This is a genomic window from Pyrolobus fumarii 1A (genome assembly GCF_000223395.1).
Lineage (GTDB): Archaea > Thermoproteota > Thermoprotei_A > Sulfolobales > Pyrodictiaceae > Pyrolobus > Pyrolobus fumarii.
Genome location: NC_015931.1, coordinates 168,832 through 195,517, shown reverse-complemented (window position 1 = coordinate 195,517; position 26,686 = coordinate 168,832). Strand labels below are relative to the sequence as shown.

The window sequence follows — 26,686 nt, the reverse complement described above, 5'->3', positions numbered from 1 at the left end:
CTACGTTCTCCAGCCGATTACTCGCTCTATAACCCTATCAACGTTTACTGCTTTACCGTGCGCGCTCTTCATTGGATCGACTCCATCCTCACCATACTTTATCTGCACTAGAGTGCCGTCCGGTAGCCTCACAGTACCGTCATACTCCACGCGTAGATCCTGCAGGGCATTGATTAGACGCCTCTGCATGTAACCGCTCTGGCTCGTTCTCACGGCAGTGTCTACTAGACCCTCGCGGCCGCCAGCTGCGTGGAAGAACACCTCTGTCGGCGTTAGTCCATCGTAGAATCCGTGATATACGAATCCGCGTGCAGCTGGACCTAGGTCTCCTGGTTTGAAGTGTGGCAAGTACCTGCCTCTATATCCGCGGGATATTCGCTCACCGCGCACAGTCTGCTGACCTAGTATCGCAGCCATTTGTGTTATGTTGAGCTCGTTGCCACGGGCACCAGTCCTAGCCATAATGAATACGTTGTTGAATGGGTCAAGAACGTCTGCCACGTACTGCTCTATCTTCCTACGGGCGTCTGTCAACGCCTCAATGATCTTTAGCTCCAGCGTCTCTTCAAGCGTGCGGCCAGGTACTGGTTCGAGCCTACCCTCACGATATTGCTCGATTAGCTCCTGGACCTTCTTCTCAGCCTCTTTTAGTATCTCACGTATGTGCTCCTTAGCCTCGGGCGGCAACGCCACGTCTTCGAGCGTCATGGTGAATCCGTGCTTCTCTATGTATCTCAGGAACATCTTGAACAGTGTATCCATGAGTCGCCTTACGTAGTCGAATCCATACTCTTTTGTCAGCTGGTGGAGCACGCTCTCAGTCTGCTCTGCACCAATGGCTTTCTTGTCAAACACTCCCTCGAGGAGTTCACCGTTCTTTATTACTATGTAGCTGTCGTTCCAGCATAACTCGTCGCTACACGCGAATGCACCAGAGCTTATCTTAGCCTTACCCCTAAACGTGAAGTCCTTCGGTAGGAAGAGGCTTACTAGCTGCTTGCCAGTCCAGAGCTTCTTTGGCGAGAGTATCACTGGCTCTGGGATCTCACCCTCGTACTTTGCCGCTGCAAGCAAATCTACTACGTCGTCAAGTGTTAGGATTGTAGCCTTGCTCGTCAGCAGGTAAGCACCACTAATATAGTCTTGCAGCCCGCCTATTATCACACCGCCATAGCGTGGCGTTAGGATGTGGAACTGGACTAGCATCAGCTCGCGAGCCTCAGCCTGCGCCTCCTCGGTCCTAGGCACATGTAGGTTCATCTCGTCGCCGTCGAAGTCGGCGTTGTATGGCGGGCATACTAGCAGGTTCAACCTGAACGTCTTACCTGGCAATACGCGGACTATATGAGCCATTATTGACATTCTGTGTAGAGATGGCTGACGGTTGAATAGGACTATGTCACCATCCTTTAGGTGCCTCTCAACTATCCATCCTGGCTGGAGAGCCTCGGCTATACTCTTTCTATCAGCGAATCTCAGGTCTATCTTGCGGCCTCTCGGGTCTATCACATAGTTCGCACCGGGCCACTTGTCAGGGCCGTTAATCACATACTTTCTGAGTTCCTCAATGTTCCACGGCGTAACTCTCACGGCCACTGTTAGTATCTTCGCTATCTCGATTGGCACGCCAACTTCGTTTATGCTTATGTTTGGGTCTGGAGATATCACAGTACGCGCGGAGAAGTTGACTCTCTTACCGCTAAGGTTGCCTCTGAATCTGCCCTCCTTGCCCTTGAGCCTCTGAGCGAGACCCTTGAGTGGCCTACCTAGACCTCCACGCTGTCTCGCAACCGGTATCTTGGGCAGCTCGTTGTCAATATAGGTTGCAACGTGGTACTGTAGTAGATTCCACCACTCGTCTATGACGCTGTGTGGCATGCCGCTTTCTAGAGTCTCGCGTAGCTTCTCGTTAGTGCGCACGATATCCGCCAACTTGTGCGTCAGGTCGTCCTCGGCACGGATACCGGTCTCTAGAACTATAGATGGTCTAACGTGTATTGGTGGCACCGGCAGGACTGTAAGCACCATCCACTCTGGCCTAGCCTCCTTTGGATCCAGGCCTAGCAGCTTTACATCGTCGTCTGGTATCTTTTCGAGCCTTGACCTTACCTCACGCGGGTTTAGTGGTACACGACCAGCAGGCCTATCCTCATAGTACTTGTATGGCTTCTCAAATACAATCTTGTAGTTGTGCTCCTTGCAATGCGGACACTCTGTGGTTTTCGCCGCGCGCTGCTTTACCTCGTTAATCAGTGCTTTCGCTAGTAGCGGCCACTTGTTCTTCAACCTCTCTAGGAGCTTGAGGTAGCGCTTTAACTCGCGCTCCGGGAGCTTGATTCTACCACAGTTGCGGCAGGTAGCCCTTAGAATCTCGTAGATGTGCCTAGCGAAACCAACGTTTATCACAGGTAACGCGAGCTCGATACGCCCAAAGTGTCCAGGGCATAGCCTGTAGTCATTACCACATGTTTCACATCTTTGCCCTGGTATGGCAGCGCCCAACCTTGGATCCATTAGGCCGCCTGGTATCGGCCTACCGTCGGGGTCGTAGAGCTGGTCTGTCGTTATGGCAACTACCGACATTTTTCTGATCTCGTCTGGCGATAGAATGCCAAACTTGATCTCTTTGATGATCTTCTCTTCAACCATTACTCCTCACCCTTACCTTTCTTCCCAAGTTCGTACTTTGGTGCTAGGCGGAGGCGGGGCATTATACCCATACTCATCAACTCTTGCAGTAGTAGCTTGAACGCGTATGGCACAACCACTATCGATATCTTGCCCTCCTCTTTGTGTATTGGGCACACGAATGCTCTCCGGTTTCTATCGAACCATGCTATGTGGCCACAGAGTTCACACACGTACATCACATACTTGTCGCTGCTCTCTAACATACGCTCACGTAGCAACATTGCAGCACCGTGACCGACGAGACAGTCCCTCTCCATCTCACCGAAGCGTAGACCGCCTCCCCTAGCTCTACCCTCCGTAGGCTGCCTTGTGAGTAGCTGCGTCTGGCCCGTAGCACGTGCATGAATCTTGTCCGCTACCATGTGGTGCAGCTTCTGGTAGTATACAATGCCTATGAACACTGGGTGTCTCAGCATCTCACCGGTGCGCCCATCGTACATTATCTCTGTGCCATCGGGCGAGAAGCCATACTTTAGCAACTCTAGCTGTAGATTCTCAACAGGCTCCTTGAAGAACGGCGTAGCGTCTATCAGCCTAGCCGATAGCGCCGCTACCTTACCGGCTATGGTCTCAAGTAGCTGTCCTAGAGTCATACGGGATGGGAATGCGTGTGGGTTGATTATGAGGTCGGGTGTTATACCGTCCTCGGTGAACGGCATGTCATACTGTGGCACGAGGAATCCTATCACACCTTTCTGACCATGCCTTGATGCGAACTTGTCACCGAATTCTGGTATACGGAGGTCGCGTACACGCACCTTTACCAGCTTGAAGCCCTCGTTCGTCTCCGTTATGAAGACTGTGTCTACGGTACCGCGCTCGCCGTGCCTCACTGATACGCTTTCATCGCGCCTTCTCTCTGTGCTGACAGCTATCTCGCGGAACTCCTCGCTAAACTTTGGCGGTGCCGTCTTGCCTATCAATACCTCGCCGCTCTCTACTTCAACCTCTGGGCTCACAATACCATCAATGTCTAGCTTGCGGTAGGCTATCGGAGGCTTCGCATCAATTATGCTCTTGATGTCGATACACCCTGGTCTCCTCTGCGGATCGTCTATACAGCCTAGGAGGTCCTTCTGACCGCCACTGTACTTGCGCTCCTCCGTAGCATACAGCCTGAAGAACGTGGACCTGGCCAGACCTCTGTCGATAGAGGACTTGTTCATTATGATGGCGTCCTCGATGTTGTAGCCAGTGAAGCTTAGCACAGCTACAACCATGTTCTGGCCTGCTGGCCTATTGTTGAACCCGATTATGTCAAGAGCGCGTGTTTGCACTAGTGGCTTCTCTGGGTAGTGTAGCAAGTGGCCACGAGTATCGGCTCTTATCTGGAAGTTGGCTGCATAGAGGCCAAGTGCCTGCTTGGCCATTGCTGCCTGGTAGGTGTTACGTGGCGACTGGTTGTGTTCGGCATATGGTATTGTTGACGCTGTTACACCGAATATGGCGGGCGTCCATATCTCCATGTGCGTGTGTTCGGGCGTTATGTCCTCTGGGTTTAGAGCAACGTAGGCGTTCTCCTCCTCCTCTGCATCTAGAAGCTCAACTATTCCATGCTTTAATAGATCCGTGAATTTCCACTCACCTTTCTTGATCTTCTCTATATGCTCAGGTTTCAGCTTCAGCTTGCCATTCTCTACTACGAAGAGTGGTCTTAGCACTCTGCCCGGATCCGTGTTGACGTACAGCTCGTTGACGTCACGGTAGTAGGCTACGTTTACCTCGTAGTGTAGCTTGCCCTCTCTCCTGAGCCTCCTAATCTCCTGGGCTAGCTTCTCGCCATCGGGATAGTAGCCTATGAGACGTCCGTTGATGTAGACCCTAGTGTACTTTGACGTTACCTCCATGTAGTATGGCAGGAACTCGCTTACATCCTCGGTTTCGATAAGCTTGCGTAACAGTTCCTCAGCATCAATTATCTCGAAGTTTTCGCGTATTACCTTCTCTACCTCCTTCTCGTCTACACCAGCCGAGATGTAAGCCATTAGCGCGAGGTTCTTGACTAGACCACAGTTCGGTCCTTCAGGCGTCTCGAATGGGCATATACGGCCCCAGTGGGTACCATGCAGGTCTCTGGCCTCGAAGTGTGGCTGGCTCCTGCTAAGCGGGGATACTACACGACGTAGGTGGCTTAACATTGAGAGCCAGTTGGTGCGATCCAATAGTTGGCTTACACCAGTGCGCTGACCCGGCCAGTTACCTGTCGCAAGAGCATCGTGTAGCTTGTTAGTTATGATGTCACGGCGTATGACTGTCCGCGGTGATATCCTCTTTCCTCTCGCTTTTGCACGCTCGAGTTGCGAGCGTATGTCTTGGTAGAGAGAGCGCATCGCTGTACGGAATACTATGGCTATAAGGTCGCCGGCTAGGAGGAGCCTCTTGTTAGCATAGTGGTCTTTGTCGTCGGGCTGGCGGCGCCCAGCTGCAAGTTCGAGCAGCTTCCTAGCCATGTCTGCTAGGAAGAGCGCCTTGCGTAGCCTATCTTCGGGTCTCGTGCCTAGATGAGGCAGTAGGAAGTTATCTAGTGCGTGCTCGGCAACGCGTATTCTCTGTTCGCTAGGCTTGCCTATACCCTCGCGGAACCTAGCACCTATGAACTCCAGAGCTTCTTTCTGTGTTGCGATTGCACGTGCCTGCTCTAGGCTTGGATACAACATGTTTTGTATCTCGGGATCCGTGCTAATCGCAAGGACAATGTCACGGTCACGCTCTAGGCCAAGTGCACGCAGGAGTATCACGAAGGGTATCTTGGTTATTGCGCGGGTCATAGAGACGTGCAGAGTACCGTCCTTATGCATGTCGAGTATGAGCTGGTAACGTAGGCCTGCGTGGAACGAGATAACCTTAGCCGTGAATTTGACGCCTGTCTGCTGCCTACCCTTGTCAACGAGAACACGGTTGACCACTTGCTCCTCTTGTATCACAACTACACGCTCAGAGCCGTTGATTATGAAGTAGCCTCCTGGGTCTCTCGGGTCCTCACCTTTCTGGATGAGCAGCTCATAACACTCCTTTACGTTACCCCTCTCATAGAAGCAGCGTGCGAGAGGGTCAGCCTTAGATCTAAGCATTATTGGGAGCATGCCAAGCACTACTTCCTGCTCGTCGACGACTACTCCCTCTATAAGCCTAACACGGACGCGTATCGGCGCCTCATACGTAAGGTCGCGTATCCTGCACTCAAGAGGAGTCACATCCGTACGCTCGCTACCATCACCCTCACGCACCATAGGCGGACCGAGGAGTTCTAAACCACTCTTGATACCATCCAATACTATCTCTAGCTTATACTGCCCACCTACATCGATCACAGAGTAGGACTTGATAATCTCCAGTAGGTCGCGTTCCAAGAACCTATTGTAGGAGTCGATATGCTGTTTTGTAAGACCATACTCGTCGAAGAACGCCCTCATTATCGCCCAGCGATCGTCTGCCGAAGGTCTCCACTCGACCTGCTGGGCCACCACGTGCTCACCCCCTACTTCCTGCTATAAGCCACGACGAGACGGTATACTATGATCTCACCTGCGGTAGGGCTCTTCCTCCTGATCTCAATTATATCGCCTGGCTTCGCTCCAATGGCCTTCACCACAGGATCGTTGTAGCTTATCCACGGTAACTGCCAGGGCTCTACACCTAGTTCGCGCAACACTCTAGCCGCCTCCTCTGGGCTCAGCACTCTGTGTGGCGGTACGTACTCGTGCTCAAGAACGTTGAAACGTTGTTTTTTCTGTCTAGCCAAGGCATTCACCCTAAGTTTTGAACCTAGAACCCGGTAACACGGAGCACTAAACAAGCCCTTATAGCCTACCCGCTGAAGCAAGAAACGTCACTTGATGCGCACGCGGTTAACCTTCTTGTTCATCCACGAGTAGCGGCGTAGCCTACTACTACGACCGAAGCCGCACGCAGCACAGTATCCTTTAGCCACATTGAAAGCGTGGCGGCCACAGCGCCTGCAACGTATGTGTGTCTTGCCTTTACCCATTTTACCAAACGAGGGTGTACCCTTGGACATACCATCTCACCTCCACGAGTCACGCCATTGTTGGCGATATGAGTACCACGTTATCCCCTCTTATAACGAGTGTGCCTAGTTTCCTCGTGCTACCATCGCTCTTTATCTCCTCGGCCTCCTCGAGGACGAGATTCAGGTGCTGATCGAAGCTCTTGAGCTTGCCTCTAACAACTATATCGCCACGTAGCTTCACGAGTACAATGCTACCTAGGTTCTCCTCGAGTAGCTTGTGCGTCGTCTCAACCATGGTTCTACTCCCGCAACCCACCTAACGTGCTTGAATTAAGTGGTTTACTGGGGTGGGGAATTACTTGAGACGATGGAAGCTATCCAAACGCGATCGTCGTAAACTCCTCGAGGAGATAAAGAGTCGTTGGCCCGAGGTACCCCTGAGTAGCGAACCAGATGTAGAGGTTATCTCGGATAAGAAAGAGGGTATTGAAGAGCTTTACATAATAGATGGTAAGCCTGCGTTTGCACGCATCGAGAACAAGCTCATACCATTGATTAGTTACCTTCTTGACGTGGGGGTAGACTGGCTGCCCAGGATAATTGTTGATGAGGGCGCTGTAAGACCATTAACACGTGGCGCGAACTTGATGAGACCAGGTATTGTCAGCGTCGAGGGCGAGTTCAACCGGGGAGATATCGTCGTTATACTTGAACCTGTAAAACGTATACCTATAGCTGTGCACGAGGCGCTTGTGGATAGTTCTGAGGTCGCCAATATGGAGAGGGGCGTGGTGAGTAAACGACTCCATTATATGGGCGACAGGTTATGGAAGTACGCAAGGAGCGTCTAGACGAGCTTTATACTATCGAGTATCTGCGGAGTGTAGATATTGCCACAGAATGGCGCCCCTTCTAGTTTTCCGCCCGGCCGGCACTCGGCTTCAATTCTTCTACGGAACTTGCGTATGGCTTCTGGTTCACCGTGGTTGAGGATCACTGTCTTGGGTTTCGGTTCTATGTCACGGAGGAATGCTATCAGCTGGTCTATGTCTGAGTGTCCGGAGAAGCCTTCGATCGCTACAACATCCATGTTTATGTTTATTGTCTCGAGCTTGCCTTCAGGTGTTATTAGTGTTATTTTGCCGCCCTTGCCGGCTTCTAGCACGCGTCTGCCTAGCGTACCTTTCACTTGGTAGCTTACGAATATCAACGTGTTCTTCTCGTCGTGAGCTAGGTTCTTGAAGTACTCCACAGAGGGGCCTCCGTTAAGCATACCAGAAGTTGCTATGATTACTGCTGGCTCTGAGCTGTTGATTATCTCCTCTCTCATCTGCGCACCTTCAACTTTTATCAGGAACTCTGCCGTGAATGGGTTCTCGCCGTAGAGTATCTTCTTTCTTAAACTCGGGGCGAGATACTCGGGGTACGTTAGGTGTATAGCTGTGACCTCGTCTATCATACCATCGATGTATATCGGCACTTTCCTGAGATATCCCTTCTGGATGGCGTCTACTATTACGAGAATTATCTCTTGGGCACGCCCGACAGCCAACACTGGTATGAGTACCTTACCCTTCTTTGCTTCTATGGTCCTAACAATCCATTGGATTAACTCGGCTTCGGCTTGACTCCTCTTCTGTTGCCTCTTGTTACCATATGTCGACTCTATGATTAGTGTCTCGACACGGGGGAATTTCGTGTGAGCCTTTGTCAAGAGGCGTGTGTTTGCATACTTCATGTCACCCGTGTAGACTATGTTGTGTAGCCCCTCGCCTATGTGGAGATGTGCTATTGCCGAGCCTAGTATGTGGCCTGCATTGTAGAATGTTAGTTTGATGTCTGGCGTGACATCCGTAACTTCCTCGTAGTCGAGCGCTATAGTATGCAATATCATCTTGCGTATATCATGTTGGCTGAATGGCGGTTTTCTACCCTCCTTGGTTACGACATCGAGGAAGTCGAATAGCGAGAGTACCATTAGGTCGCGTGTCGGCTTGGTTACGTAGACTGGGCCCTTGAATCCATACTTAAAGAGGAAGGGTACTAGGCCCATGTGGTCTAAGTGTGCATGAGTGATTATCACCGCATCGAGTTCCTCTGGTCTTATCTCGTCAATGTCTAGCCTAGGGTACATATCGTAGCCTGTGCCACCAGGGTTTACTCCAAGGTCTAGGAGTACTCTGCTCTCACTGGTCTCGACGAGTATCGCCGAGCGACCGACTTCCATGAAGCCTCCGAGAGCCACGATTCTAACATAACGGTTTTCGAAAAGCACACCGCGGTGTATGCGTTCACCCATAGTCTTCAGTATCTGTGAACGATAGCTACTTTGCCGTAACATGTAGTCAATTATGCCATTAAGCGTTACAGACTCTTTGTCCGGAGCCCTTAGTATAACTGGCCTCCATCCCGTCTCAGCGAATATCTTATTGTAGATGGTCTTTCCCTTACCGTACACCAGCCCAACCTTCCTAGCCTTTATTATGACCTCCCCGAGAACCTCGTCAAACATTATTGTCTTTATCTCGGCTTCTGGCGGTACAATACTCTTGATTATCTCTATGGCTTCTTGCTGCGGTTTTCTTGCATCCTTCTCAGCGCGGAATACTATACGCTTCTTTAGCTCCTTTGCAAGATTTCTCGCTATCTCGGGCCTAAACGCTATAACAGCTGGGTTGCGCACGTATATCGCTATTTCTGGCCCCTCGAACTCGATCCTTGTTATCATAGCCTCCGGCGGGACATGCTTGCTAATCGCTTGTTGTAGCGCCAGGGGTAGCTCGCCTACACGGTACATGGGTTTTCACGCTCGGAAGAAACACTTGAGAATCCGTAGCCGTTGCTAGCGTGGTGGGTACTCACGGGTTATAAAAGTTCCCTTTCCTATGATTACCACGTCTATTCCGTTACCCGTGGCCACATCTCTCTCCATAGCAGCTCTGACAGCTTTTACGGCTAGCTCGACAGCCTCGTCTACCTTCATATCTTCACGGTAGCCGGATTCTATCACGCCAATCGCAATCGGCGAGCCAGAGCCTGTGGCCGTATACTTCTCCTCCGTCACCGTGCCCAACCAGTCAATGTTGAACAGCCTGGGTGCAGTATCGTAGCCTCCGAGCAAGAGCTGCACAATATAGGGATACATTCTAGCAGAGAATATTATCGCAGCCAACATGTTAGCGGCAGCCGCGACACTGGGTTTTCGCTTAGTCGTCAACTCGTAATATCTCAGCTCTTCTCTTAGAATCTCTGCTAGCACTTGCGCATCAGCAACGAGACCAGACGTCGTCATCGCCATATAGTCGGTTATCTTGACTATCTTGCGTGTCTTCTTGTGTGCAATGTAGTAACCTGCCGTTGCACGTCTGTCCGCCGCTAGCACAACATATTCACGTAGCTTCAAGCCTACTGTAGTCGTGCCGGTTTCTAACAGTCCGCGTTGCATACGAGAGGGTGCTAACAGTTTAACCACCCGGGCTTGGCTCTTAAACTATGCACGGATTAAAGGAGAGCGTGGGATGAGTACACTCGTGCAACGAAGACACGAGATAGAGCTACCTAAACGTATACTGATTGGCACTGACGTTGTAAACGAAGTTGGCAATACTATAAGGCAACTCGATCTAGGCTCAAATGCCATCATTATAACTGGTCCACATGTTTACCAGAAATACCACAATCTGCTTGAAGAGTCTCTTGAGAGGAGCAAGATAGAGTACAATTTCGTCATCGTGAAGTCCTCTACTGCGGACGATGCGGAACATGCATTAGAAGAGGCAAGAGCCTACAAGCCTAGTGTCGTGATAGGTTTTGGGGGAGGGAAATCGATAGACATTGCAAAATACGTTGCTTTCAAGCTAGGCGTTGAAATGGTTAGCGTCCCTACAGCGGCGTCTCACGATGGTATAGCGTCTCCTTTTGCGTCTATAAAGGGTGTTAACGGCCCAGTGTCCATGAAAGTCAAGCCTCCGATAGCAATAATTGCCGATACGAGGATAATAGCTGAGGCTCCATCAAGGCTTCTCCGCGCTGGTAGCGGAGACCTTATCGCTAAGCTTACGGCTGTTCGCGACTGGAAGCTTGCACATAAATTGAAAGGCGAGTACTACGGCGAGTATGCAGCAAGTCTAGCGCTACTATCGGCGAGACACGTGATACGCTACGCGATAACAATCCGTAGGGGCGGAATAGAGGCTGCACACATAGTAGTTGAGGGTTTGATAAGTAGCGGCGTTGCAATGTGTATAGCGGGTTCTACTAGACCCGCCAGTGGCTCCGAGCACCTCTTCAGCCACGCTCTTGACATGATAGCTCCCAAGCCTGCATTGCACGGCGAGCAGGTGGCAATAGGCACGATAATGATGATGTACTTGCATGGCGGACCGTGGAAGCGTATAAGGAGGATTCTACGCAAGATAGGGTTACCCACAACAGCACGCGAACTGGGCATAAAAGACGAGTACATAATAAAGGCATTAACTATTGCGCACAGGGTTAGACCCGAACGCTACACAATCCTTGGCGAAAGCGGATTAACATGGGAAGCTGCCGAGAGAATAGCACGTATAACAGGAGTCATCGACTAGTTTAAACCACTTTTTAGTTTCTATTGAGGTTCATTACTGCTGCTCCTGTTCCTTCTTTTCCGCGCGGATCTCGTACTCCTCTACTATGTTGACGCGCCTAGCCCAATCGAAGTAACGGCGTATCTCGTCTAGAAGCACCACCTTGGTGCTTGGTGTTGCACGCAGAGCTGCCTGCGGTTTCATCTTTATTGTGACTACGCCATTCTCGCGGTCTACGTTTACGTCTATGTAGTCGGGCTTTGCACGCAGCCTCCTCGCAACGAGATGTTTTATCTTATCCTCGTCCTTCTCTAGTTTAGCTACCACACGTATGACTGCGAGTAGAGTCCTACCAGCGAGAGGGTGGTTGAAGTCTACTTTCACACGTCCGCCTTCGACAGCAATTATGCGCCCAACTTGTCCATTTATTTCAACTAGTTTACCTATTTCTGGTCTTACACCGTGCCTTAGGAACTGTTTAACACTGTACGTCTTCACTTTATTCGGATCGCGTACGCCGTACGCTTTTTCGGGTGGTATTTCAACCTCCTTCTTCTCGTTGACATTCATCTCCTTTATCGCTTCTTCTAGACCAGGTATGAGCCTGCCTTCTCCTATTATCACTAGCTCTGGGCCATATACTCTATCCTCGTCGTATATACCCTCCTTCTTGGCCTCTTCTTCACTGGTTGTATCAATCAGCTGGTTTGTGTCCTTTAACCTCAAACTGTACTCTACAAGCACAAAGTCGCCATCCTTGAATGCCATTACGTGCTACACCCCGCTCCTCAGGTACCAGCCCACGTCAACCAAGGGTTTGATAAGAAGCTTGCCTCCACTAGCCTGACGTATAACCCCCCATGCCGCAAATCTTCTGTTCTCGTCTAACACTGCTACTCGTTTACACTCCTCTCGTGGAGGTGGTACGTATTCGATGTACTCGTCCTCACTTACAAAGACTTGCCGACCGTACAATAGCTTGCGTAGAGGCTTCTCTCTAACTATTATGTAAGAGCGGGTTATCACGTGCTCGATGAGCTGGCCTAACGATAAATGTAGACGCAGGTCACGTCGGTGTATGCTAGCTACATGTAACCCCATTGTATACACGTGTTCACAGGGTAGCAGAGAAAGCAGGTTTGCAGAGTATCGCGGGGTCAATAATATCTCAATGCGCCCATCTTCTAAAACTACGTTTACAACCACGTACTCGCGTAATAATCTGTGGTAAGGTTGGTCCAGGTAGCACGCTAGCACGTTCTCTAGTAGCCGAGTAGTGGTCTTATCATCCACATGGTACTTACATTTCATGTTTTTCTCGTTCTTAGCACACATATCACAAAGCCCTCTGTCCTCGTGCGCGTAGGATGAAGCCTAATACAACGTCTAACTTTGCTGTTAAAACTGACGCCATTATACTCTTCAATACCGCGATTGTATATAGGGGGCTTTATCGGAGGATCCACAAGATCGACTTTGTCCCCATATTTATCTAGTATTATTGATATCACGTACTCGTTCTCCTCCGGCGCTATGCTGCACGTTGTGTAGACTATTAGTGCACCCTCTTTAGCTAGCTTTAGTGCAGCTTCTAGCATTTGTTTCTGCAGACAAGCCCTGTCTGCAAGATCTATGGGTGTCCTTGTTTTGCGTCTACGTGGATCTAGAGGGAGTAGACCCTCTCCCGTGCACGGCGCATCTAGCAGGATATAGTCGAATTTTTGCTTTAATTTTCTAGGCGCTTCACGCGCATCCATGAGGAGCGCTACGATACTCTTCACTCCAAGCCGATTAGCGTTGTTTTTTAGGGATGCTAATCTTCTTGGCGAGATATCCAATGCTATTATAGGCGTCGTATCGCGTTGGTGCTGAGCTATCTGTGTCGCTTTGCCTCCAGGAGCAGCCGCGAGATCGATCACATGTTGTAGAGGTTTAGGATCCGTTATGTAGACTGGTACCTGAGACCCAGCGCCTTGGTTATAATAGAGTCCTTGCATGTATTCATGTGTCGCACCCACCGATAAAGGCTCCTCAATTACTATCAACGTATAGGGTATCCAGTAGTCCTCTAGAACGAACCCCTTGTTCTCCAGTACTTCGCGTACCACGTCTTTGCTAGTTCTGAGTGTGTTGACGCGTATAGCTCTTAGTATGTCCTTGGGCTTCATGGCAAGAAACTCTATAGCCTCCTCTACAGTATCGAATATCTCCTCGTACCTAGCAACCATGTAGGGTAGGACATCGTATCTATCAGCAATTTTCCTGTGCCTCTCCTCCACACTATAGGCGAAGAGCGTTTCAGCCCTATGGTCTAAGCAACGCAGTATATCGGGCGGTAGTTTGACGGGCATGATCGCATTCCTTTCAGACTTTGGCCCAGGAAGCCCTTATGTAGGGCAAGTACATGCGGTTATAGAGCTTCTTAGCGGTGGCAAGGTTAAAGTGGTAGATCTTGCCCATGACATACCGAGTTTTAGCATCCATGCTGGTGCTTACATACTGTACTCTAGTCTGAGGCTGTTTAAACGTGGCACTGTGTTCCTTGTCGTGGTTGACCCCGGTGTTGGTAGTAACCGCGAACCAATAGCTGTGCAGACACGTAACTATTTCTTCGTAGGGCCAAATAATGGAGTGCTATGGCCGGTCATAGAGCGCGATGGATTTGTAAAAGCGGTTATACTTGATAACGATAGGTTCTGGCTGAAGCCAACCTCATACACCTTCCACGGGCGCGATATCTTTGCACCTGCAGCTACGATGCTAGCATTAGGCGTTGATATCGAGTCTCTCGGCTCACCACTTAGCATCGATAGACTTGTACAACTCGATATCAGACGCGTCAGGGAGGTTGATGACGGCTACTGTCTGGATGTCATACACATTGACAAGTTCGGTAACGTCGCTCTATCCGCCACTAGAGAAGACACAATTCTCGAAAATGTATGTGTCGATGGCCACACGATTATATGCATAAGGAATGACTGCATACGTGCCAAGTGTGTCAAAACGTTTAGCGAGGCAAAGCCGGGTGAACTTACGGTATACTACAATAGTTTCGACTTTGTCGAGCTTGCCGTGTATATGGGCTCTGCAGCCGAGAAGCTGAGCATCACGGGAGGTGACGAGATTTGCATGAAAAGACCAAGGGTGTAAAACGCGCATTGCTCCCCGGGAGGTTTCAGCCTCCACATTGGGGTCACTTTAGGCTTATAAAGTGGGTCCTAGAGCGCTTTGACGAAGTCATTATAGTTATTGGCTCGGCTCAGAAGAGCCATAGTTTCTCGAATCCGTTCACGGCGGGCGAGCGCATAGAGATGCTCAGATTAGGCTTGAAGGACGTTGGTATTGATCTTAGCCGCGTTTTCATGATCCCTGTTACCGATATAGAGACCAACTTCGTGTGGCCTAGGTGGGTTGAAATGTTTGTTCCGAGATTTGATTGTGTAGTGTCAGGTAACCCGTTAGTTGCCAGGCTGTTCTTCGAGTATGGCTACTGTGTGATAACGCCTCCCATGTTTGATCGCGAGCGCTACTCTGCAACTGTTGTGAGAAGGCTGATGCTTAAAGGTGATGCGGAGTGGCGTTCGTTAGTTCCTCCTTCTGTGGCAGAGTATATCGAGTCCATTGGTGGCGTGGAAAGGTTGCGTAGGGTAACGGAGGTGTGAAGCTTGCGCGAGGTAGTAATAGATGGTAGCATGGGTGAAGGTGGAGGCCAAATCCTCCGAACTAGTGTAGCACTGGCGGCTGTACTGGGTATCAAACTTCGCGTGTATAACATACGTGCTAAGAGAAAGAACCCTGGACTCCAAAGGCAACACATGACGGCCATCCGTGCTGTAGCGGCTCTCACTAACGCTAGAGTTGAAGGGCTTAAACTAGGTTCGACTAGCATCGTGTTTGAGCCTAGAGAGTTACGTGGCGGCAAGTATCGTTTTGATATTGGCACTGCAGGGAGCGTAACGCTCGTTTTGCAAGCGTTGCTACCGGTAGCAGCATTTGTACCCGAACCGCTAGAAGTCGAAATTAGAGGCGGAACAGACGTACCTTGGAGCCCTCCCGTGGATTATGTTAGGTTTGTACTTCGCCCTCTTTTAGAGAAGTTCGGATATCATTTCGATATCATAGTGAAGCGTCGTGGTCACTATCCGAAGGGTGGCGGTATCGTGATATTCAGGGTCGATAATCCACCCAGGCGCCTACATAGCATAGAGTTAGAGGAGCGTGGTGAGGTGCTTGCTTTCAAAGGATTATCGCACTGTGTGCGGCTACCCAAACACGTTGCTGAGCGTCAAGCTAGGTCTGCTGCAAGTGTTATTCGTGCAAGGTATCCCGACGTACCACTGAAAATTGACCTCGAGTACTACACTCCGGGTAAAGACCCTCACCTAGGCCCTGGTAGCGGAATTGTAGTTTATGCTGAAACGGAAAATAGCGTACTTGGTGGCGACTCCCTTGGCGCCAAAGGTAAACCTGCTGAACGTGTTGGTGAAGAAGCAGCGAGAAAGTTAATTGAAGATCTCGAGACCGGCAAAGCGCTCGATAGGCACGCGTCGGATATGCTGATTCCCTTTGCCGCCTTAGCTGAAGGTGAGAGTGTACTTGGCGGCGCGAAGCTCACGCTACATGCCTACACAAACCTGCTAGTAGTGGAGAAGCTGACTGGCATAAAGTATGAACTTAAAGGTGAGCTTGACAAGCCCTTCACTCTTCGAATTCGAGGTATAGGTTTGACCTCTTGATAAAATGTTTAAACGCCTTATCACAAGCAAGTTGTAGTAACATGTCTACACCATGCCCAGTTAAAGCTGATATTTCAATTACAGTCAAGCCACGCGCTAATGCATTGCTTACTGCTTCTTTTAATGCAGCCTCCTCTTTTACATCAACCTTATTGATTACAACTATTATATCGGTGCCTGCCGGCTCTGCTATCGTATCATGAATTTGATCCAATATATGGTATTGTTGTTGAACGTCAAGTATGCGTTCTGGAGATACATCCACTAAGAAAACGATTACATCTGCCAATGCGCGTAGTGCAACATATGCCTTCTTCTCTATATCATTGAGTTCCTCATAAGGCCTGTCAAGTATACCTGGTGTGTCGACAATGTATGTCTCTAGTTGCGGACAACGCAGCTTACCAACAATTATTGTCTTTGTTGTGAACGGATATGCTGCTATTTCGGGTTCAGCGCTTGATACGCGTCGTATTAGAGTTGATTTGCCTGCACTGGGTATGCCCGCAACTACTATGACTGGAAGATTTTCAGAAACCACGTGAGTCTTTATAATCTCGTTTTTCACCTCGATTAGAACGTCTACATGCTTTTTATACCGCCTCCATACAGATATCATTCTCCCAGCTGCCTCTTTGCGTAACCTTGCAGCTTCACGAGGATTCTCGGCCGTAACTATCAATAGACGGTAGTCATTCCAAAGTTGTTCTAAGAGCCTTAAAGCGTATCTTGCTCTCTCAATTGCTTTATCATATGCATCGCCGTAGATGCTCTTTATGAGGAGAGCATGATATTCATTCATGTATTTTGTTGGTGGCAGTTTTGCAAGCTTTTCGAATACACTTCGTAGTATATTGTATACGAGCTCTACACGTTTTAACTCAAATTCTATTAGTCCCTTTGCCCCGCGCCGTCTTGGGCGTAGCCTCCTATACCTCCTTCCTATGCGCTCAACAACCTCCTCTATTGACGGTATATGCGTCTCTTTAAACAATCGAACCACGGTATTCACGTCAAGCTTGGCCGCATTCCTGCCTTGCACACCTACATTCTCTTTCAACATACTATCCCATCACTGCATAACTACATACTTTGGCTTATATCAACTTAAGAGCCACGTTTCTGCTTTGATAGTCTTCTCGATCTCCCTGTCTAGTCCCGATCTTATCAACCTCCTAAACGCTCTTTTCAAGTTGAGTTCGTTTACCGAGTAGAGACTGGCTAATTCCCGGAGGTTAGGATAGCGCCCATTAACATACTCGTAGAGGGCATGCGCAACAGCTAACTTCATCCTGCTGCTTCTTTTCTTAAGACCTCCCTTTTCCTCCAAGAGCTTGAGAATCCTTGTAATACCGTCTACAGTGTCTAAACGGATACGCTCGATTACAGATGTAAGTATGCTGATGTCGGTTGCGTGTCTCACGTTAGCCAACCTTTCTAGCTTTCTTCTCCTCCTACTCATTTCGTCATCTATAAGCCGTGAGTAATCTACGTCTATAGGCTTATACCGCGTCCTGGATTGCTGCACTGCCGTAACATCCTCTCGATAACCAGTACCCCCACTAACGTCAACCACGTTTTCCTCAAGTACATAACCACACGATGTGCACACAACGGTGCCCGTTGCTGTATCAAGTATCACACTCTCTGCACCGCAGAGAGGGCACTTCTTCATCCCTTCACCCTACACTATTTACATCTATGGTGGGATATGAGTTGCAAGCGTACAAACATACACCAATATGAGGGTCTGGTAACCGAAACTATTCATAAGTACCAACTAGGTGATATACTCGCGTACAATCCCTCGGCTTTGGGGAGAGAGGCATGAGTTACGCAGAGTACGGTATTGGCGCCACAACCGTGGGTATACGAGTTAAGGACGGTGTAGTACTGGCTTCGGAGAAGCGCGTCAGCTATGGAGGATTTATAGTGAGTAAGGCTGGCAAGAAAGTGTTTAAAGTAACTGATAGAATAGGCATTGCTTTCGCCGGTCTATACGCTGATATGCAGGCACTCGCACGCATATTATCAGCAGAAATACAATACTACGAAGTGAGCACCGGTAAACCAGCTCGTGTCTATGCTGCCGCAAAGCTGCTATCCAACATTCTATATGCTAGCAAGTTGATCCCATTCATTACTGAAGTTCTGGTAGGCGGTGTTGACGAGACAGGATCCCACCTATACGTCATGGATCCCGTCGGCTCGGTAATCGAAGATGATTACGCTGCCCTGGGCTCAGGCGCAGCTATTGCCATCGGTATACTAGAGGCGAATTACCGCAAAGATATGAGCATTGACGAAGCAAAAGAGCTGGCAGAAAAAGCTGTCAGAATTGCTATTGAGCGTGATGCAATATCGGGAGACGGTATAGACATACTTGTGATAAAGAGAGTTGACGGAAGAATAGTTGCTATTGAGGAGAGTAAGCGGATAGCAACAAGTGGCGTAAGACAATGAAGTTGAGTTTTGATGTGGCACGGGCTTACAAACTTCAATTAATGATAGCCCACCATGCCCTAACTCACGATGATTTCGACAAAATCGAATACATTGGTGGAGTTGACCTAGCTTATCTTCCAGGCCACCGTGAGATAGGTATAGCCGTTATAGTCGTGTTTACATACCCGTCACTCCGTGTGAAAGAAGTTAGGGTGGCTATAGGCCATCCTCCTGTACCATATATTCCGGGTCTTCTTGCATTCCGCGAAGCTCCTCTAGCATACGTGGCGTATTCCAGGCTTGAGACCAAACCCAACATAATAATTGTTGATGGCCACGGAAGAGCCCATCCAAGAAAAGCAGGCATAGCCACACACATAGGAGTCGCGCTTGACACTCCTAGTATAGGTGTAGCTAAGAAAAGGTTAGCAGGACAACACTGCAAGTATCATAATATGGATGCTCTTTGCATAGGCGACGAGACAGTTGCACTGATTCTACACCATAGAGGCAAGTCTCTCTATGTAAGTCCAGGTCACCGCATATCGCTAATGACAGCATTTTCAATAGTAAAGCGATTACTGAGGGGGCGTGCAACGCTACCTATACCAACATACATTGCAGATAAACTATCAAAGAAAGCCAAGAAACTTCGTGAATGCTATACTGGATACGTTGATGAATGTGAAAACCAGTTAAATTTTGAAGCTCAGAGATTGAGAGTATGACAAGCTGATAATAATGGCGAAAACGGTCTCGTCATTACAAGGCTCTTATTCCTCTCCGCCCTCAAGCTCTTGCTGCAGCTGCTCAAGTAGTATCTCTCTATACTCTTCACGTTCTTGCTCCCATTCTTCAAGATCCCTTGCACGCCTTCTACCACCACTGCTGACCCTAGATGTTGTTATCACTCTTTCTTCTTGTGGAACTCTAGTCTCTATCACAAAATCACGACTAACAGCAGCCGCCTCGACAACCATTTCATGTCCACACCTCGTACACTTTAGCATTATCTTACCGTCGCTACGCCCTGCAGGCATCATTATACCTCCACACTTTGGACAGAATTGCATGTTTAGCGTCACCGCCCACCAATAACAATGGTCTAGGCTAATAACATTACTGGCTTTTTGATACGACTAGAGTGACCTGGGTTAGCATCCCTTAGGCTGGTGATTCGTGAGAAGAGAAGGTGGGTGGTGCGGCGGCCGGGATTTGAACCCGGGATCTCCGGCTTGGCAGGCCGGCGTCCTAGTCCAGGCTAGACGACCGCCGCGCGCTCTCCAGGATAACCAAAGAGTGGTTGAGCAGAATAAAAGCTTTTCTCTACTGAGCTTTGGCTTGAGATGATTCTGTTGTCTCCCTTGTCTCCTTGCTCTCTTCCTTTTCGGCCATGGCTGCAACAGCCTTTCTGAGCCTTGCTGTACGTGCGAGCTCCCTTAGGATGTCATTCTTGCAGATAACACCCAGCACGCGCCCCTCTTCATCAACTACTGGGATACCATCGACATTATACTCTTTCATTAGCTCTATCGCTTTCACTACGTCATCCTTTGGACTCACGCTCACGTTTAGAGGTACTGTGACGTCAATGGCTAATAGTGGAAGAACTTTCACGTACCTTCCTTTGCGAGCCGCGCTTCTTACAAGTTTGCGTACCCATACAAGCCTCCTACTCTTCATGCCGGTTGTAGCATCTTCTAGGGCCACGAATGGCAGCCGGTTGGCAGAGACTACGCCAATTACGCGGCTACCGTCATATACCGTGAGTGCGTCCAGATAGAAGTTCTTCATTTTCTGCACGACATGGTATAGGCTGTGGTGCGGGTGTACTATACCTATGCGTCCAGGCGTCATTACATTTTCTACAAGTGCTCTACCTATCTGGGTTCTTGCATATGCATCTACGATGTCATCCTTCGTTACGAAACCTATTATGTTGCCTTTCTCGTCAACAACGAATGCCACCTCAGCGCCCTTCCTGACCATCTCTGCCGCAACTTCCTCAATCGATGCATCGGGAGATACTCTAGGTATGTCCGTATCCATTACATAGTCGATGAACATTCTATCATGTATGCGTCTGCGCCAAATAGGACCCTTCAATCCAAGAGCACGCAGCATTGCCCACTTTGACACTACACCAACGATACTACCTTTCTCATCGACGACTAGAAGGTAGTTCGTCTTACGTCTAATCATTTCCCTGCGAGCATGCTCAACAGTATCGTTGATGCTTATTGCCGGCATCTCTGTACGCATGATGTCAGCTGCACGTACACCAATTAGCTCTTCAACAGCAGGCTTTGCAACAAGGACTTGCTCTAGGACACTCTCGCGGCTAACGTATGTAACCTTCTCCTCGGGTGCAACAGGTTTAGGCAGCGCAGCCTTCTTTGCAGGCTTAACTCTACCGGGCTTCGCACCTACGAGGTAAGCCCTCGCCACATCCTCTATCGTGACAACACCTATCACACGACCCTGCTCATCAACCACTGGAATAACAGGAAACTCGTTCTCCACCATAACCTTCGCAACGTAACTAATGGGCGTCTCGGGGGTTGCAACAACAGCTCCACGCACCATAAGCCTTCTAACTTTTGCAACACTCTTTAGCCCACGCTCACTCTCACGATGGAAGAACCAGCGGCCACTCTCAACAAGTTCTTTCAGTGATATCATGCCTACTGGGTACGGCTCCTCCTTACTCCTTATGACAACCTTACCCTTGATACCACGGTACACGAAATCGCTCCAAACCTTGGTTATAGGCTCGTCGGGAGTCGTGAGGTATTTGTCTAGATCGTCTGTAGTCATGACCTCCGCCACAGTTTCAGCTATGGGCTCATACCCGGCTGCCAACAAAGCCCTAACAATGTCGACGAGACCTATGACGCCCACTAGCTTGGGGTTGTTCTTACTCTCAACAACCGGCATATAATCCACTTTATGCTCCACAAGCAGCTTGTACGCCTCGTCAATGTCGGCATCTTGTGTAACAACCGGATAATCTAGTGCTAAGTCCTTTGCACGCAGATTGGTGTGATGACTTGTTACTTGTATAATCTCGCGCCTAGTAAGATATCCAACCACTTTCTCTTCGATAGGATCATTAATTATAACCGCGATACCCTCCTCATTGTCGCGCATCCTAGCGCGAACATCCATTATGAACGCGTCTGGCAGCACTATTACCCTGGGCTTTCTTGTAGCCTCCCATACCTTCAAGCCTGCAACCACCCTACACTAAAGCGTTATACCAGGGTAAAAACAAGATGGCCTAGTAAAGTATTAGAAACCTAGCGAGGCAGGACGATAATGGAAAGCCGCGGTAGTATAGCCCGGTCAAGTATGCGGGCCTTTCGAGCCCGTGACCCGGGTTCAAATCCCGGCCGCGGCACCACATTCTCCACCAACATGCTTCCTGCAAGCTACCTCACGGGCCGGTAGAAATTATCCCGCTCGTATGGCTCGCGGCCCACGCTTCTTATCATCCTCTCAATACTCTCCCGGACCAACAGTGGCAATTCTACACCAGCTGCTGGCAACACTTTCTCGTTGTACAGGCTACCACCCCAATCATTGGCCCCATACCATAACGCAAGCTGTGCGACTTCGCGCCCAGCTGTTAGCCATCCAGCCTGTATGAACCTTATCTCGTCGCGAAATACCAACCTAGCAACAGCAATAACACGAAGGTGTTCAATGCCAGTAGCAGCATATGGTATTAGTTTTTTCAGCTCTGCAGCGGGTTCGTAATTCCAGGCTATAAACGCCATTATCTTACCATATTTGCGTTGAAGCTCCAGTATACGGATAAGATGCTCGGCACGCTCAGCTAGAGATTCTATGTGCCCATACATCATTGTGGCACTAATTGGTATCCCTAGCTTCATAGCCTCAGACATCACACGCAACCATGAATCATGTAGACCCTTAAGCGGTGACAATATACGCCTAGTACGCTCCGCGAGTATCTCAGCACCCCCACCCGGTATACTATCTAACCCGGCACTACGCAACTCCTCAAGTATTCTTTTGATGGACTCACCCTCTACCTTTGAAAGCCATTCTATCTCAACCGGGCTCAACCCGTGAATCGCTACACGCCCCTTAACAGCGTCCTTTATAGCGCGGAAGAGAGCTACAAAGTAGTCAAGACGCAACTCTGGGTTAACACCACCTTGAACCAGCACTTGACGTATCCTAAAACGCTCATAATGCTCTCTAACGATTTTCGCCGCCTCGCTAGGAGTAATTGTGAACGCTTTCTGCGAGCCAGGTTTTACGTGAAAAGCACAGAATTTACATCTAACTGTACACACGTTTGTGTAATTGAGTATCATGTTTATGATGTAGCCCACTCTGCGCCCGGTTACTCCCTCCGTGATTATATTCGCTAAAGCACCAATAACGTTAAGATCTTCCTGGAATGCATCAACAATAGCTTTTACATTAGCTTCTCCATGTAGAAGCTTTTCTACGCTTTCAACATATGAAAGCCTACCCTTCATTTTCTCAAATACCTTGTAAGCTACCGACTTACCAGCATCCATGCTGTCTTTAACCAAAAGCCTTGGCCCCAACTTAGGTCTACACTGTTTACCGCGTAAAAGGAAATACTTGTTAGCAAAATGTAGGCTCTTTACGGAGCGGTACCGTGTCAGAGAGTGTAGCGCGTGAAGTTATTGAGCGGAGCCTAAATGGAGAACATATAAGCGCCAAACTCGTTGAGGAGCTTCTCAGTACTGAGCCCCTCCACGAACTCTTATACCAAGCTGACAAGCTCCGCGAGAAGATAGTAGGTCAAAATGCAACATACGTTGTCAATCTCTATGTTGCATATACTAATCGTTGCGTAGCACACTGCCCCATATGCAATTTCCACGCACAGGATGCCAGTAGATCCTACATTCTACCGATAGACAAGATAGTGGAAATCGTCAAGCGTTTCCGTATTGAAAAAGGTATAACGGAAGTACATGTAACTGGAGGCTTTAATCCCGATATTAGCGTTGATTACTACCTAAACCTTGTCAAGGAGATTAAGAGACAAGTACCGGGCGTAACGGTCAAAGCGTTTACAGCCGAGGAGTTAGTTTTCATCTCCCGTCGTCTAGGAGAGCCTCTAGACCAGCTATTGTGGGAGTTGAAGGAGGCTGGCCTTGACGCTCTGCCCGGCGGCGGAGCAGAGATACTCGATGAGAACATACGACGCATAATAACACCGTATAAGTCAGACCCCACCACCTACCTTGAAGTACACAAGATGGCACACCGTATAGGCATACGCTCCAATGTAACAATGTTATATGGACACATAGAGGAGCCTAAGCATATAGCAATACACTTGCTAAGCGTGCTACGTATTCAAAGAGAAACTGCAGGTTTCATCTCCTTTATACCGATAAGGTGGCGGCCGGGCAACACCGCACTAGCTAAAAACCCTAAGTACAAGGAAGTCATAGCCGCGAAGCAATCACCATTGTATGACCTCCGCATAATAGCTGTATCAAGACTTGTTTTGGGACGTGAGCTTCGTAACATAACAGCCTATTGGGTAGCTCTAGGGAAGAGACTCGCAAGCATAGCATTACGTGCAGGCGCCAATGATCTGGGCGGTACTTTCTACAATGAACCTGTCATAGGCTCGACAGAGGGCAAGATAACCCGGGGTCTCGATCCAACCGAGCTAGAGTACATCATAGTCCAGGCGGGATTAGTCCCATGTGAGAGAAACACCTTCTACGAGTGTTTAGGTAGGCGGGCGAAGGGGGCAAAGTTCTGGAGGGAGACGCTCTGGCTAGCTTGGAGCCCGGGATATACGTTCTACAACCCTACGCACACTTGATACCACTAGTGCGTAAAGCTAAACGAGTAGGATTACGTCTTCTCTTCCTTAAACCATCAGAGACGCATGGTGCCATAAAGAAGTACAGGAATGTATTCTGCGGGCTTACACCCCTCCCGCTTATCGTGACGTACAAACTACAAGTGTGGATAGGTCCAATGGTATACACGGATGGCTTCTCCCCTAGCGTTATCATAGCTTCTAGGGTAGCCAGGACCGAGCTATGTGAATGTAAACGTCTACTTGTTACAAGCGAGAGTATCGCATCTTACTCTCTCGCGCGTATCCTAGCAAGTGTCGTATGTGGAGGGGAGAGCGTAATAATTAAACGAAGTCTTGACCCGGTAAGTGAGGCCAGAAGAGAAGATTGTATACTCCTTATAGGCGACAAGGGCATTAGGATATACTCCTCGCGTAAATTCCACGTTGTAACCGACCTGGCCTCGCTATACCGCAAGACGTTTGGTTTTGACCCCGTTTTTGCAGCTACTGCCGGCGAGTGTAGCATCATACAAGATAAACTGTCGAAGCTCAAAAGACTAGAACCGACACTAACCGATATATTAGGTGCTTATAACACCCTACATGTCCCGCTCCCAACAGTAATCGAGTACTTGAGATACACTAGACTAGACTATAATCCTGAGCTTTTGAGGCTCAATATCGCTCTGCTCCAAAAATACCAGCACCTTATTAAACCACAACCAACAACCACATAGACAAGACTATTCAGGGACTCAGCAATATCCCTAATTCTTCTACATGCTACAATTTCTAGAGTACGAGAATAATCGTGAACACCGCGCTCCGGTATAACGATAATCCCCGGTATGATACCATAGACTAAAGCTTCAAGAAGATGTATGCGCCCATATCTAGTGTCTCTCGGAGTATAGATCATACACGGCCCCAGTTCCTCAATGATAGTCTTATATGCTCTTACCACAAGTTCATCGCTTATCTGCACATTGAGTGTGCCCGGATAAGGCTCACAGCCGAGAATGTCGAGAAACAAACGCTTGTAAAGATTCTCAGTCACGAATCTCGAGGCTTTTCCAACACCTCTTGTCACTTTACCCCTGACGACAAGATATACTCTAAATCTGCAGTTCGACGCCAGCAATCTCTCTCACAACCTCCTTAACTCTGTTGACAAGCTCGGACGGCACAACCCCCTCTTCAACATACTTTTTAAACTCTTCTACATCGATTATCTTCACACTTCCATCGGGCATCTTCACAACATCAACAGACAAGTCTATGTACCGCACATATCCTGGGGCAATTTCTGGTGGCGTATTAATGTTTATATACACTCCCTTTAGGTTACCATCTCTCGATATATATTTGTGGGTTATGTACCACCTAGACGTACTTATGCTAGTTTCTATTATATCACCGGGCTCCTTCTCGACACCTAGACCATCGTATACCCCGGAGCTTCTCACATGCCTCTCGAGTATCAAGCTTATTTCTCCACTATCGATCCTAGCTTCACGTACGGTTGCTACCCCAAGCTCTACTACACTACCATCAAGTTTGACGTGGTGAACTCTCACTCTCTTACCCTGAAGCTGATCGACTATGTAAAGCTTGAGACCCTCATGTAGTTTCGAGCGTACACTTCTATCAATTTCAAGAACCTTTTCCGCATAATCCACAATCACGTTGAGCTTCTCGTCGCCCAGGCTTTTAATGCTATGATGCCACGGTATGGTCGGAAGTATGGAATCACGAATATCGTCAAGCCTCCTTTTGTCAATACTGGAAATCTCGTATATGTATATTCGCTCGCCCTCGCTGACAACACCTGTTCTACCTTCCTCTAGCATCTGTTTGGCTTTCTCCTCAACACTTGCAAGTTTCTCAACGAGCTTCTTAAGCTCCTCCCTTAGTATGCTATCCTCTGCATCGCGAGCGCTGCTACGCCAGTGAACACCGATACCCCTGTTTGTATACTCGAGAGCTAGCGAGGATAACAGGGCGCGCCTATCAGCACGCGATATGTGTTCACTGAACGTCACCTTGACATTTGCACTCTTATAGACCATTGCATAATCGCCAACAACTCTCACACCTTCAACAAGCCTGCCTCTTTCCCCAGGGAATATCGGAGCCTTAACTACATATCCAATTACAAATTTCTCAGGCTCGCATTCTTCACTACTATTGACAAGCTCAAGCTCTATACCATCAACCTCAACAATACACTTACCGTTTTCAGCTCCCTTTACACGACCAACAACAGTCGAGTAAAGGGTTAGCTTTGAACGCCAATACGGCGATGTCGGCATGTACTTTGATAGTGCTTTAACCACGCGATCAGCATGTACTGGGAACCCGATCACAAGTATCCGAGATGGTTCATTCTCAATGCTCTTCACAGTTACATCTGCTGCTGCAGGAACCTGAGGCAAGCCAAACC

26 protein-coding genes and 2 tRNA genes are annotated in these 26,686 nt (G+C 48.9%); 10 read left to right on the top strand and 18 right to left on the bottom strand.

Features of this window, described 5'->3' with window-relative positions:
- The 5 genes from rpoA1 to PYRFU_RS01145 all read right to left on the bottom strand — a co-directional run bounded on the left by rpoA1 (position 1) and on the right by PYRFU_RS01145 (position 6,956).
- Positions 1-2,649 carry a DNA-directed RNA polymerase subunit A' gene (gene rpoA1, locus PYRFU_RS01165; RefSeq protein WP_014025770.1) on the bottom strand — a complete coding sequence of 883 codons (2,649 nt, stop codon included), beginning with the start codon at positions 2,647-2,649 and terminating at the stop codon, positions 1-3.
- Positions 2,649-6,104: a DNA-directed RNA polymerase subunit B gene (locus PYRFU_RS01160; protein ID WP_048192172.1), complete on the bottom strand. Its 3,456-nt coding sequence runs from the start codon at positions 6,102-6,104 to the stop codon at positions 2,649-2,651. The genes rpoA1 and PYRFU_RS01160 overlap by 1 nt, the downstream gene beginning before the upstream one ends.
- A 65-nt stretch (positions 6,105-6,169) precedes the next feature.
- Entirely contained in the window at positions 6,170-6,433 is a 264-nt protein-coding gene (locus tag PYRFU_RS01155; RefSeq protein ID WP_048191294.1) for a DNA-directed RNA polymerase subunit H, read from the bottom strand.
- An 87-nt stretch (positions 6,434-6,520) separates the two neighbouring features.
- Complete coding sequence (locus PYRFU_RS01150; RefSeq protein WP_014025767.1) at positions 6,521-6,709, bottom strand: 50S ribosomal protein L37e; 189 nt, start codon at positions 6,707-6,709, stop codon at positions 6,521-6,523.
- Between the two features lie 19 nt (positions 6,710-6,728).
- A complete protein-coding gene (locus tag PYRFU_RS01145) occupies positions 6,729-6,956 on the bottom strand; it encodes an LSM domain-containing protein (protein ID WP_014025766.1) in 228 nt (75 codons plus the stop codon).
- A 64-nt stretch (positions 6,957-7,020) separates the two neighbouring features.
- Between PYRFU_RS01145 and PYRFU_RS01140 the strand changes: the two genes are divergently transcribed.
- Entirely contained in the window at positions 7,021-7,512 is a 492-nt protein-coding gene (locus PYRFU_RS01140; protein WP_014025765.1) for a DUF1947 domain-containing protein, read from the top strand.
- On the opposite strand, the gene PYRFU_RS01135 is transcribed toward PYRFU_RS01140, so the two are convergent.
- The gene (locus PYRFU_RS01135; protein ID WP_014025764.1) at positions 7,509-9,458 is read right to left on the bottom strand and encodes a beta-CASP ribonuclease aCPSF1; all 1,950 of its coding nucleotides are present in this window, start codon (positions 9,456-9,458) and stop codon (positions 7,509-7,511) included. The two genes, PYRFU_RS01140 and PYRFU_RS01135, sit on opposite strands and share 4 nt — an antisense overlap.
- A gap of 45 nt (positions 9,459-9,503) precedes the next feature.
- Positions 9,504-10,106, bottom strand: coding sequence for an archaeal proteasome endopeptidase complex subunit beta (psmB, locus tag PYRFU_RS01130; RefSeq protein WP_048191293.1), 603 nt, complete (start codon positions 10,104-10,106; stop codon positions 9,504-9,506).
- Between the two features lie 73 nt (positions 10,107-10,179).
- On the opposite strand from psmB (PYRFU_RS01130), the gene PYRFU_RS01125 reads away from it, so the two are divergent.
- Positions 10,180-11,247, top strand: coding sequence for an NAD(P)-dependent glycerol-1-phosphate dehydrogenase (locus PYRFU_RS01125; RefSeq protein ID WP_014025762.1), 1,068 nt, complete (start codon positions 10,180-10,182; stop codon positions 11,245-11,247).
- A gap of 33 nt (positions 11,248-11,280) precedes the next feature.
- Here the strand turns inward: PYRFU_RS01125 and PYRFU_RS01120 are convergent, their stop codons facing one another.
- From PYRFU_RS01120 to PYRFU_RS01110, 3 genes are read right to left on the bottom strand one after another with little or no spacing between them, the layout of a single operon-like run.
- Complete coding sequence (locus tag PYRFU_RS01120) at positions 11,281-11,994, bottom strand: FKBP-type peptidyl-prolyl cis-trans isomerase (protein WP_014025761.1); 714 nt, start codon at positions 11,992-11,994, stop codon at positions 11,281-11,283.
- Between the two features lie 6 nt (positions 11,995-12,000).
- Positions 12,001-12,537, bottom strand: coding sequence for a PUA domain-containing protein (locus PYRFU_RS01115; RefSeq protein WP_167827772.1), 537 nt, complete (start codon positions 12,535-12,537; stop codon positions 12,001-12,003).
- On the bottom strand, positions 12,534-13,577 hold the full coding sequence (locus PYRFU_RS01110) for an RsmB/NOP family class I SAM-dependent RNA methyltransferase (RefSeq protein ID WP_014025759.1): 1,044 nt from the start codon (positions 13,575-13,577) through the stop codon (positions 12,534-12,536). Before PYRFU_RS01110 ends, PYRFU_RS01115 begins: the two co-directional genes overlap by 4 nt.
- On the opposite strand from PYRFU_RS01110, the gene PYRFU_RS01105 reads away from it, so the two are divergent.
- The 3 genes from PYRFU_RS01105 to rtcA are packed head-to-tail and all read left to right on the top strand — an operon-like array spanning position 13,576 to position 15,965.
- A complete protein-coding gene (locus tag PYRFU_RS01105; protein WP_014025758.1) occupies positions 13,576-14,379 on the top strand; it encodes an SAM hydrolase/SAM-dependent halogenase family protein in 804 nt (267 codons plus the stop codon). The two genes, PYRFU_RS01110 and PYRFU_RS01105, sit on opposite strands and share 2 nt — an antisense overlap.
- The gene (locus PYRFU_RS01100) at positions 14,355-14,891 is read left to right on the top strand and encodes a nicotinamide-nucleotide adenylyltransferase (protein ID WP_014025757.1); all 537 of its coding nucleotides are present in this window, start codon (positions 14,355-14,357) and stop codon (positions 14,889-14,891) included. Before PYRFU_RS01105 ends, PYRFU_RS01100 begins: the two co-directional genes overlap by 25 nt.
- Positions 14,892-14,894: 3 nt before the next feature.
- Positions 14,895-15,965: an RNA 3'-terminal phosphate cyclase gene (gene rtcA / locus PYRFU_RS01095; RefSeq protein ID WP_014025756.1), complete on the top strand. Its 1,071-nt coding sequence runs from the start codon at positions 14,895-14,897 to the stop codon at positions 15,963-15,965.
- Here rtcA and PYRFU_RS01090 read toward each other — a convergent pair.
- Together PYRFU_RS01090 and PYRFU_RS01085 are read right to left on the bottom strand one after the other, a co-directional pair.
- The gene (locus PYRFU_RS01090) at positions 15,928-17,025 is read right to left on the bottom strand and encodes an NOG1 family protein (RefSeq protein ID WP_014025755.1); all 1,098 of its coding nucleotides are present in this window, start codon (positions 17,023-17,025) and stop codon (positions 15,928-15,930) included. The genes rtcA and PYRFU_RS01090 overlap by 38 nt on opposite strands.
- A gap of 42 nt (positions 17,026-17,067) precedes the next feature.
- Complete coding sequence (locus PYRFU_RS01085) at positions 17,068-17,640, bottom strand: TFIIB-type zinc ribbon-containing protein (protein ID WP_014025754.1); 573 nt, start codon at positions 17,638-17,640, stop codon at positions 17,068-17,070.
- Between the two features lie 152 nt (positions 17,641-17,792).
- Here PYRFU_RS01085 and psmB (PYRFU_RS01080) point away from each other — a divergent pair, with 152 nt between their 5' ends.
- The gene (psmB, locus tag PYRFU_RS01080; RefSeq protein WP_014025753.1) at positions 17,793-18,428 is read left to right on the top strand and encodes an archaeal proteasome endopeptidase complex subunit beta; all 636 of its coding nucleotides are present in this window, start codon (positions 17,793-17,795) and stop codon (positions 18,426-18,428) included.
- Positions 18,425-19,138, top strand: a complete 714-nt coding sequence (locus PYRFU_RS01075; protein ID WP_014025752.1) for an endonuclease V — start codon at positions 18,425-18,427, stop codon at positions 19,136-19,138. Before psmB (PYRFU_RS01080) ends, PYRFU_RS01075 begins: the two co-directional genes overlap by 4 nt.
- A 45-nt stretch (positions 19,139-19,183) precedes the next feature.
- Here the strand turns inward: PYRFU_RS01075 and PYRFU_RS01070 are convergent, their stop codons facing one another.
- From PYRFU_RS01070 to PYRFU_RS01060, 3 genes are all read right to left on the bottom strand, one after another.
- Positions 19,184-19,483, bottom strand: coding sequence for an RNA polymerase (locus PYRFU_RS01070; protein WP_014025751.1), 300 nt, complete (start codon positions 19,481-19,483; stop codon positions 19,184-19,186).
- A gap of 124 nt (positions 19,484-19,607) precedes the next feature.
- A tRNA-Gly gene (locus PYRFU_RS01065) sits at positions 19,608-19,686 on the bottom strand.
- 50 nt (positions 19,687-19,736) lie between these two features.
- Positions 19,737-21,638 (bottom strand): CBS domain-containing protein, encoded by a 1,902-nt coding sequence (locus PYRFU_RS01060; protein WP_014025750.1) that lies wholly within the window; start codon positions 21,636-21,638, stop codon positions 19,737-19,739.
- 97 nt (positions 21,639-21,735) lie between these two features.
- Between PYRFU_RS01060 and PYRFU_RS01055 the strand changes: the two genes are divergently transcribed.
- Positions 21,736-21,813, top strand: a tRNA-Glu gene (locus PYRFU_RS01055).
- A 28-nt stretch (positions 21,814-21,841) separates the two neighbouring features.
- Here PYRFU_RS01055 and PYRFU_RS01050 read toward each other — a convergent pair.
- Positions 21,842-22,981 carry a radical SAM protein gene (locus tag PYRFU_RS01050; protein WP_209442498.1) on the bottom strand — a complete coding sequence of 380 codons (1,140 nt, stop codon included), beginning with the start codon at positions 22,979-22,981 and terminating at the stop codon, positions 21,842-21,844.
- A gap of 89 nt (positions 22,982-23,070) precedes the next feature.
- On the opposite strand from PYRFU_RS01050, the gene PYRFU_RS01045 reads away from it, so the two are divergent.
- Both PYRFU_RS01045 and PYRFU_RS01040 read left to right on the top strand, forming a co-directional pair.
- Complete coding sequence (locus PYRFU_RS01045) at positions 23,071-24,261, top strand: radical SAM protein (RefSeq protein WP_014025748.1); 1,191 nt, start codon at positions 23,071-23,073, stop codon at positions 24,259-24,261.
- Entirely contained in the window at positions 24,219-24,980 is a 762-nt protein-coding gene (locus PYRFU_RS01040; RefSeq protein ID WP_014025747.1) for an MqnA/MqnD/SBP family protein, read from the top strand. The genes PYRFU_RS01045 and PYRFU_RS01040 overlap by 43 nt, the downstream gene beginning before the upstream one ends.
- Here the strand turns inward: PYRFU_RS01040 and PYRFU_RS10730 are convergent.
- Both PYRFU_RS10730 and PYRFU_RS01035 read right to left on the bottom strand, forming a co-directional pair.
- On the bottom strand, positions 24,896-25,333 hold the full coding sequence (locus tag PYRFU_RS10730) for a DUF120 domain-containing protein (RefSeq protein WP_167827771.1): 438 nt from the start codon (positions 25,331-25,333) through the stop codon (positions 24,896-24,898). The genes PYRFU_RS01040 and PYRFU_RS10730 overlap by 85 nt on opposite strands.
- Positions 25,334-25,358: 25 nt before the next feature.
- Entirely contained in the window at positions 25,359-26,678 is a 1,320-nt protein-coding gene (locus tag PYRFU_RS01035) for a ribonuclease FAU-1 family protein (RefSeq protein ID WP_167827770.1), read from the bottom strand.
- Positions 26,679-26,686: the final 8 nt, after the last annotated feature.